General features: G+C 37.1%; 9 protein-coding genes and 1 pseudogene. 2 read left to right on the forward strand and 8 right to left on the reverse strand.

The window, feature by feature from the left end:
* Positions 1-614 precede the first annotated feature (614 nt).
* The 3 genes from H5089_RS19885 to rph are packed head-to-tail and all read right to left on the reverse strand — an operon-like array spanning position 615 to position 2,428.
* Positions 615-995 (reverse strand): diacylglycerol kinase, encoded by a 381-nt coding sequence (locus H5089_RS19885; RefSeq protein ID WP_002958892.1) that lies wholly within the window; start codon positions 993-995, stop codon positions 615-617.
* Positions 996-1,051: 56 nt separating this feature from the next.
* Positions 1,052-1,696 (reverse strand): orotate phosphoribosyltransferase, encoded by a 645-nt coding sequence (gene pyrE / locus H5089_RS19890; protein WP_182712947.1) that lies wholly within the window; start codon positions 1,694-1,696, stop codon positions 1,052-1,054.
* A gap of 18 nt (positions 1,697-1,714) precedes the next feature.
* The gene (gene rph, locus H5089_RS19895) at positions 1,715-2,428 is read right to left on the reverse strand and encodes a ribonuclease PH (RefSeq protein ID WP_002958890.1); all 714 of its coding nucleotides are present in this window, start codon (positions 2,426-2,428) and stop codon (positions 1,715-1,717) included.
* 179 nt (positions 2,429-2,607) lie between these two features.
* Here rph and H5089_RS19900 point away from each other — a divergent pair, with 179 nt between their 5' ends.
* Positions 2,608-3,468 (forward strand): YicC/YloC family endoribonuclease, encoded by an 861-nt coding sequence (locus tag H5089_RS19900; RefSeq protein ID WP_182712948.1) that lies wholly within the window; start codon positions 2,608-2,610, stop codon positions 3,466-3,468.
* Positions 3,469-3,952: 484 nt separating this feature from the next.
* Complete coding sequence (locus tag H5089_RS19905) at positions 3,953-4,210, forward strand: helix-turn-helix domain-containing protein (protein ID WP_165724394.1); 258 nt, start codon at positions 3,953-3,955, stop codon at positions 4,208-4,210.
* Between the two features lie 82 nt (positions 4,211-4,292).
* Here the strand turns inward: H5089_RS19905 and H5089_RS19910 are convergent, their stop codons facing one another.
* The 5 genes and pseudogenes from H5089_RS19910 to H5089_RS19925 all read right to left on the reverse strand — a co-directional run.
* A complete protein-coding gene (locus H5089_RS19910; RefSeq protein WP_240915919.1) occupies positions 4,293-4,448 on the reverse strand; it encodes a winged helix-turn-helix domain-containing protein in 156 nt (51 codons plus the stop codon).
* Positions 4,449-4,711: 263 nt separating this feature from the next.
* Entirely contained in the window at positions 4,712-5,173 is a 462-nt protein-coding gene (locus H5089_RS19915) for a hypothetical protein (RefSeq protein WP_182712949.1), read from the reverse strand.
* Positions 5,174-5,298: 125 nt separating this feature from the next.
* On the reverse strand, positions 5,299-5,637 hold the full coding sequence (locus H5089_RS20385; protein WP_310735821.1) for an AHH domain-containing protein: 339 nt from the start codon (positions 5,635-5,637) through the stop codon (positions 5,299-5,301).
* Positions 5,529-6,002, reverse strand: a complete 474-nt coding sequence (locus tag H5089_RS20460; protein WP_310735820.1) for a hypothetical protein — start codon at positions 6,000-6,002, stop codon at positions 5,529-5,531. Before H5089_RS20460 ends, H5089_RS20385 begins: the two co-directional genes overlap by 109 nt.
* A 629-nt stretch (positions 6,003-6,631) precedes the next feature.
* Positions 6,632-6,761: pseudogene (locus tag H5089_RS19925) on the reverse strand (elongation factor Tu); the annotation flags it as partial.

Below are 6,761 nucleotides of genomic sequence, written 5' to 3' on the forward strand. Positions count from 1 at the left end.
CGCCAGCGTTCAATCTGAGCCATGATCAAACTCTTCAATTAAAAAGTTTTATGTCTTTCGACAGCTCAATGAATTCTGAATTTTTTAATATCTTTCGATATTGAATTGACTGTGCCGAATAATTATCGAAATAACTATTCTGTTGGTCACTCAGTTTTCAATTGAGACTCTAATTTGTTTGCCTCGCTAATTACCCATAAAGAGTAAGTAGGTTGGCTGTTAGAACTCAATCTGTACGAGTGCCCACACAGATGATTGCTTTATATTGTTAAAGAACGTTGCGATTATAAATTTGAACTTTATCTCGCTAGGGCTGCGCATATTACGCTTTCCTATTTTTTTGTCAACACTTAAATTTAAACTTTCTAAAAAGATTCACTCTAAGTTTTACTTAACACCCTGAGTTGTTCGTGCCTCGCTATGCGTTGCTGTTTCCCGTCTCAGTGGGGTCGCATTATAGGGAGATCCGAAAACAGATCAACCCTTTTTTGAAGAAAACTTGAAATAATGTGCTGTTCGCTGAGAATTTGAGCTAAACACGTTAAAAATACAACATAACCATCAAATTATTAACAACTAACGGGGTTCAAACCTATTTTATATTAGAAGTAGAGTTAAACGATCTTCATATAGAGGCTTACACCCCAGATGATCAATACGATCGTTAATGAAAGTGTTACGGCTGCAGATCCCATATCTTTGGCCCTACCTGACAATACATGTAACTCTGTACTTACTCGATCTGTTAATGCTTCAATGGCGGAGTTTAGTAATTCAACTATTAATATAATAAGCAGTGAGCTAATTAGTATTGCCCAGTGTAATAGTGATGAAGCAAGCCAAAATGAAATAGGAAATAATATAAGGCTTAATAGTAGCTCTTGCCTAAATGCTGCTTCTTCTTTAAATGCTGCTTTAAAGCCAAGGTAAGAGCAATAGGTTGCTTTGAAAACACGCTTGAGGCCTAAGCCATTCGGTTTTAATACATCTTTCATTAATAAACTCTATGAATGAAGGTCAAAATAAAGCCCCGCTCTGCGAGGCTTTTTATTTATGCTACGCCGTATTGATCACGGTAAGCTTTAACTGAGGCTAAATGCTCATCCATTGTGCCTTGGCTATCAAGGTAACAGATAAGATCAGCTAATTTTACAATTGAAATCACTTTGGTATTAAAGTCACGCTCAACTTCTTGAATAGCTGATAATTCAGCTTTACCCTTTTCTTGGCGATCTAACGCAATTAAAACACCACTAAGGTCAGCACCATTTTGTGCAATGATTTCCATCGACTCACGAATCGCAGTACCTGCAGTAATTACATCGTCAACTAGCATAATTTTGCCATTGAGTTCTGAGCCTACTAATGTGCCGCCTTCACCGTGTGCTTTTTTCTCTTTACGATTAAAACAGTAAGGTACATCTTTATCATGATGATCCGCTAAGGCAACCGCTGTTGTTGTCGCTATTGGAATACCTTTGTACGCAGGACCAAATAATACATCGTACTCTATAGCAGAATCTTCGAGTGCCGATGCATAAAAGCGACCTAAACGCGCTAAGTCTCGACCAGTATTAAACAAACCAGCATTAAAAAAGTAAGGACTTGTACGTCCAGACTTTAATGTAAACTCACCAAATTTTAACACCTGCTTCTCTAGAGCAAATTCTATAAACTCTTTTTGATAATCTTTCATATCTTGTGGCCTACCTATTTATGCTAATGCTTGCTTTTGTACGTCAATAATTTCGCGAATAGAATGTTTAGCTAAAGTAAGTAACTCATCTAGCTCATCAAACGAGAAAGGTTCGCCTTCAGCTGTACCTTGAATTTCAATAATTTTACCTGTTTCGGTTAAAATTACGTTCATATCAGTCTCTGCTGCTGAATCTTCAATGTATTCTAAATCGCTAATTGCTTGACCTTTGTAAATACCAACTGAAATAGCTGCAATCATATGTTTAAGTGGGTTTGAATTAATCATACCTTTTGCACGCATATGTGTTAGTGCATCAACAAGTGCAACACATGCACCACTTATAGAAGCAGTACGTGTACCGCCGTCAGCTTGAATAACGTCACAGTCAATGGTAATTGTGTTTTCGCCAAGTGCTTTTAAGTCAACAGCAGCACGAAGTGCACGTGCAATTAAGCGCTGAATTTCCATAGTACGACCGCCCTGCTTACCACGTGCAGCTTCTCGAGCATTACGCGTATGCGTTGCTCGCGGTAACATACCGTATTCAGCATTGATCCAACCTTTACCCTGACCTTTCATGAAACGAGGAACGCCCGATTCAACAGTAGCTGTACAAAGTACTTTGGTGTTACCAAACTCAACAAGTACTGAGCCTTCAGCATGCAAAGTATAATTACGTGTAAATGTAACAGGTCTAATTTGGTTAGGTGTTCTTTCGCTTGGACGCATTGACGATCCCCTTAATTCAGAATTTGCGACATTATAAGTGTATGTGGGTATAGATACCATGTTGATTTAAATAAATAGCTGTATGCAAAATATTCAGTGTATTAAATTTTCCCTAGAGCTTAAGCAGTGTTACGGTATAATCATCATAATATTGTATTTATAAATTTAGGAAAATATCCATGATCCACAGTATGACAGCTTATGCGCGTCGCGAAATAAAAGGCGATTGGGGTACTGGCACTTGGGAAGTTCGCTCAGTAAACCAGCGTTACCTTGAAACATTTATACGCGCACCAGAGCAATTTCGTGGCATGGAGCCAGTTATTCGTGAGCGTTTACGCAAACACTTACAACGCGGTAAAGTTGAGGTCTTTTTAAAGTTTGTGGCAAATCCTGCCCACGTTGGCGAGCTATCAATTAACCAAGCACTTGCTGAACAACTAATAAATAGCGCTAAATGGGTTCAACAACAAAGTAATGGCGATATTAACCCTGTTGATATATTACGTTGGCCTGGCGTTATGGAAGCAGAAGAGCTTGATATGGATAGCGTTAATACAGCATTAATAGCTGGTCTTGATCAAGTAATCGAAGATTTTAAATCTGCACGTGGCGATGAAGGTGCAAACCTTGAAGAAATGATAGCAATACGCCTTGATGCAATTCTAGCGCAAGTAGAAATTGTAGAAACGCATATGCCTGAGATTGCTAAATGGCAGCGTGAAAAACTTGCTCAAAAGCTAGAAGACTTAACAGCAAACATTGACGAGTCACGCCTTGAACAAGAACTAATTTACCTTGCGCAAAAACAAGATGTGGCTGAAGAATTAGATCGCTTAAAGTCTCACGTTAAAGAAACTAAAAAAATCCTTAAAAAAGGAGGTGCATGTGGCCGCCGCTTAGATTTTATGATGCAAGAATTTAATCGTGAAGCTAACACGCTAGCGTCTAAGTCTATCAATAGTGACATCACTACTGCAGCCGTAGAGCTAAAAGTACTAATTGAACAAATGCGTGAGCAGATCCAAAACATAGAATAGCGTTTTAGCCTGTTTCAACTTGTTTATAACTCATTAATAAGCCTATATTTTTATAGGCTTTTTGTTTTCTACCGTTCATACTAGCCCCCTATTGTACGTGTCCAAGTGGTTACCAAACTACTTGATATCACCGTAACCACTTTTAAAATCCTTGATAGCCATTTTCATACAACTCAATTGATGTAAAAGAAACCAAAACAAAAAATTAAAAATGGTATAGATCCGCTTGCTGAAAGAGGTAAGGCAGGGACAGACATTATTATAACAATGAATGACCTATTTAATGACTGGTTTAAAGATAAAAGTAAAGAAGCAAAAAAACAGTTTTTACCTATTAATAAAGCCTTTAAGTTTAATTGGTAGTAACCGTCAACGGTTGGCGGTTTGGTTTTTTAAGCTAAACCGTCTTATATAAATAATGCAATGCCTGCGAAATATTGATAATTTTTATTAGCTATATAGCTAACATCAAATAAGTGAATATATGTCGAGTAGAGCAGATATTGGCAAACAAATAAGTACTAGCAGGAAAGCTTTAGGCTACAAGCAACAAAAGCTATCAGAGATCGCGGGAATTAATAAAACGACGATTTCCGAGATTGAGAACGGTCGCTTTATGGGTTCATTCGATATATTTGAGCGACTGCTTGATGCAGTTGATTTACAATTTGAAGTTACCTCAAAACAACACTCTCTACCAGACTGGGATACCATTGAAGATATATTCTCGGAGGATGGCTAATGAGTGGCACACCACAGCTTCCAAATAAACCTGCTTTAACAAGGTAAGTTTTAGCCCAACTTAAGCGGTGGTAGGCATAAGTTTACTTGCCGCTAGGAATGCGCAGTTTAAGCTGCTCTACAAATAAGCCTATGCTTTGATAAACGTGTGCTTCAATCTCTTTGAGCTTTACTGTTTCACCGTTAGCTAAGCATTGCAGTAATAGGGTCATGAATGATTGGTAATCTGGTAACGACATACTATTCCCTGCCAAGCCGTATTAGTTAGTTACTATAAAGCTAATCCATTGTTCTTATTAGTTGAGATAATATACAAATTAAAATTATGGGGCAAAGGTTATGTACGCAGCTTTACTATGCATTATAAACAATTACCCCCTCGCAGGGCGCTGAGCTTACGGGTAGCGGGAGGGGTGTTATTTTATAAAGAGTCTGAAAGTATTGTATTCACAATTAATGATTCTTTGGCTACTTAATATATTCGCCTTTGTGTTGAGCGATACTAAACAAACGGGTCTAATAAGTCTTCGTCAAATACTAAACCTTTAAGGTTGTTACTTTGGATAATATTTTTAAACTCATCAGTACAATAAACTTTTTGAGCACCTTCCAGCTTAGATTTAAATAGCAGTTTATTTTGTATATCGTCTTGCTCAAAGGTAAGTAACTCTAAACCGTCTTCGAAGCCATCTTCGTATTTGGTTAAACACATGTCTTTTTGCTCTTGCCCGAAGGTAAGCAAGTTAAACAATATCATGTTGTTGCCTTCAGCTTTAACGGGTAAAAACTCTCCAAAATTTGCTAAGCGCTCTTTTAACAACTCATATACTGGCATCTTTATTATTAAAAAATGACCTAGCCGCGATATGTCATAATCTTGCTTTTTAGCTTTACCAAAATAGTCAAAATTTAACCCTTGAGGCCATAGAGGGCTAAATTCGATATTATTTAGTGAGGATGACATAAACATCCTTAGTACAGTATCTGTATCAAGGTCGTTATTTTTCGAAATTGTTTCTGAGAGCTCAACAATATCAAAGTCGATTACGTCGTATGTGTAAGCTTCGTTTTTAATTTAATATACAGTCACTATAAAGCCTTCCAATTTTCATTTTTTGGTTCAAGTAAACCTGCAGGTACAGTACCCGTTTTTATTTTAACTTTAACGGTTCTCAATCTATTCAAAAATAAAGCTTTAGGCGTAGCCGCATTACCAAAGTTAGTATTAATCCATGTCTCATAGTTATATCTGTGTAGCTTTCGATGAGGTGGCGAAGCTGGGCTATCCCAATTTTGCTCTTTATTTTTTTCAAAGTTAATTAACCATACACCGTTGATTGGATCGTTAATACCAACTCCATGCAGATGAAGATTAAGCCTTGTTTGTAACATATTCGCTGACTGGTATTGCCCTGTGCCACAAATAATATGGTGAGCCTCGTGCAGCTTAGTTGGTTTAGCTCCCCTATTGCAGCCAAGTGACGAGCAAGCTTTTGAGTTGGATGGTGCTTTTCTTGTTTTAATTGCGTGACTGTAGAGCTTGCACTTAGCTCTCGGTATTCTTTTAAATCAGTTTGTAAGCGAGCATGAGCAGTAATTCTCTCTTTCTCTTTTTGCAAATGATTAAAATCACAAGCCATCTTATTTTTAAGATCTTCACTCGCCTGCCCTTTTTGAGCTATTCGCTTGTTATGGAACTCTTTAGCTTTTAACTCATAGTTATAAATAGCCATTTCTAATGGTGAAGGATTTTGAGGTCTCTCGGGATGAGGGTATGCGTGTAGCGGTTTCATAAAACACTCTTCCTTGATTATCTGATTATGATTGTGTGTATAATACAAAAACTAAACAGTTTATCAATTTTTATGTGTGTTATTAGCTACTAGTTTAAGCTTATTTCCTCTTTAGTAAAATAATCTCTATTTATCAGAAACCTATTCCAAGTGGTTACCATAGCGGTTACCAACTGCAATATAAACACACTAAAATTACAATAAGCCAATGATAAAATTGAGATTTAAATAATTACTCTAAATTCAAAATGTTGAATAGTTTTCAGCTAAGTATGACACATTCATAACTTATCAAAACCCGAGCTTAGCTCGGGTTTTTAGTAATACCACTAATAATACTTTGAGTATTGTTACCAAGTATCTTTACCTAAGGTTAAAGCGGCATCTTATACCAATCCGTAATAATACTTAATCATTTTGCGGGACTAAACGTGTCGCTACCTATGTTAAAAAATTCTCAATTAGAACAACTAAATAGCGAATTTTTTGCCTAGCTATCCACACGTTTTTCCATCTTCAAAATAGATCACTTAATTAAGCGTATTGGTATTAAATCGTACTTTATTTTAGACATTAAAAAGCCCGAGACTAAGCTCGGGCTTTTTGGTAGTAATTAGCTAGGCTAATAATTACGCTACGATAGTTGCTACAACACCAGCACCTACAGTACGACCACCTTCACGGATAGCAAAACGAAGACCTTCATCCATCGCGATTGGTGCGATTAGAGTTACTGTCATCTTGATGTTATCACCAGGC

It is taken from the genome of Pseudoalteromonas sp. SR45-1 (assembly GCF_014163655.1).
Lineage (GTDB): Bacteria > Pseudomonadota > Gammaproteobacteria > Enterobacterales > Alteromonadaceae > Pseudoalteromonas > Pseudoalteromonas distincta.

What these genes read in the sequence shown, in the direction of transcription:
- H5089_RS19885 (WP_002958892.1), bottom strand. Translation starts at nt 995, where the DNA reads ATGAAAGATGTATTAAAACCGAATGGCTTAGGCCTCAAGCGTGTTTTC.
- pyrE (WP_182712947.1), bottom strand. Translation starts at nt 1,696, where the DNA reads ATGAAAGATTATCAAAAAGAGTTTATAGAATTTGCTCTAGAGAAGCAG.
- rph (WP_002958890.1), bottom strand. Translation starts at nt 2,428, where the DNA reads ATGCGTCCAAGCGAAAGAACACCTAACCAAATTAGACCTGTTACATTT.
- H5089_RS19900 (WP_182712948.1), top strand. Translation starts at nt 2,608, where the DNA reads ATGATCCACAGTATGACAGCTTATGCGCGTCGCGAAATAAAAGGCGAT.
- H5089_RS19905 (WP_165724394.1), top strand. Translation starts at nt 3,953, where the DNA reads ATGTCGAGTAGAGCAGATATTGGCAAACAAATAAGTACTAGCAGGAAA.
- H5089_RS19910 (WP_240915919.1), bottom strand. Translation starts at nt 4,448, where the DNA reads ATGTCGTTACCAGATTACCAATCATTCATGACCCTATTACTGCAATGC.
- H5089_RS19915 (WP_182712949.1), bottom strand. Translation starts at nt 5,173, where the DNA reads ATGTCATCCTCACTAAATAATATCGAATTTAGCCCTCTATGGCCTCAA.
- H5089_RS20460 (WP_310735820.1), bottom strand. Translation starts at nt 6,002, where the DNA reads ATGAAACCGCTACACGCATACCCTCATCCCGAGAGACCTCAAAATCCT.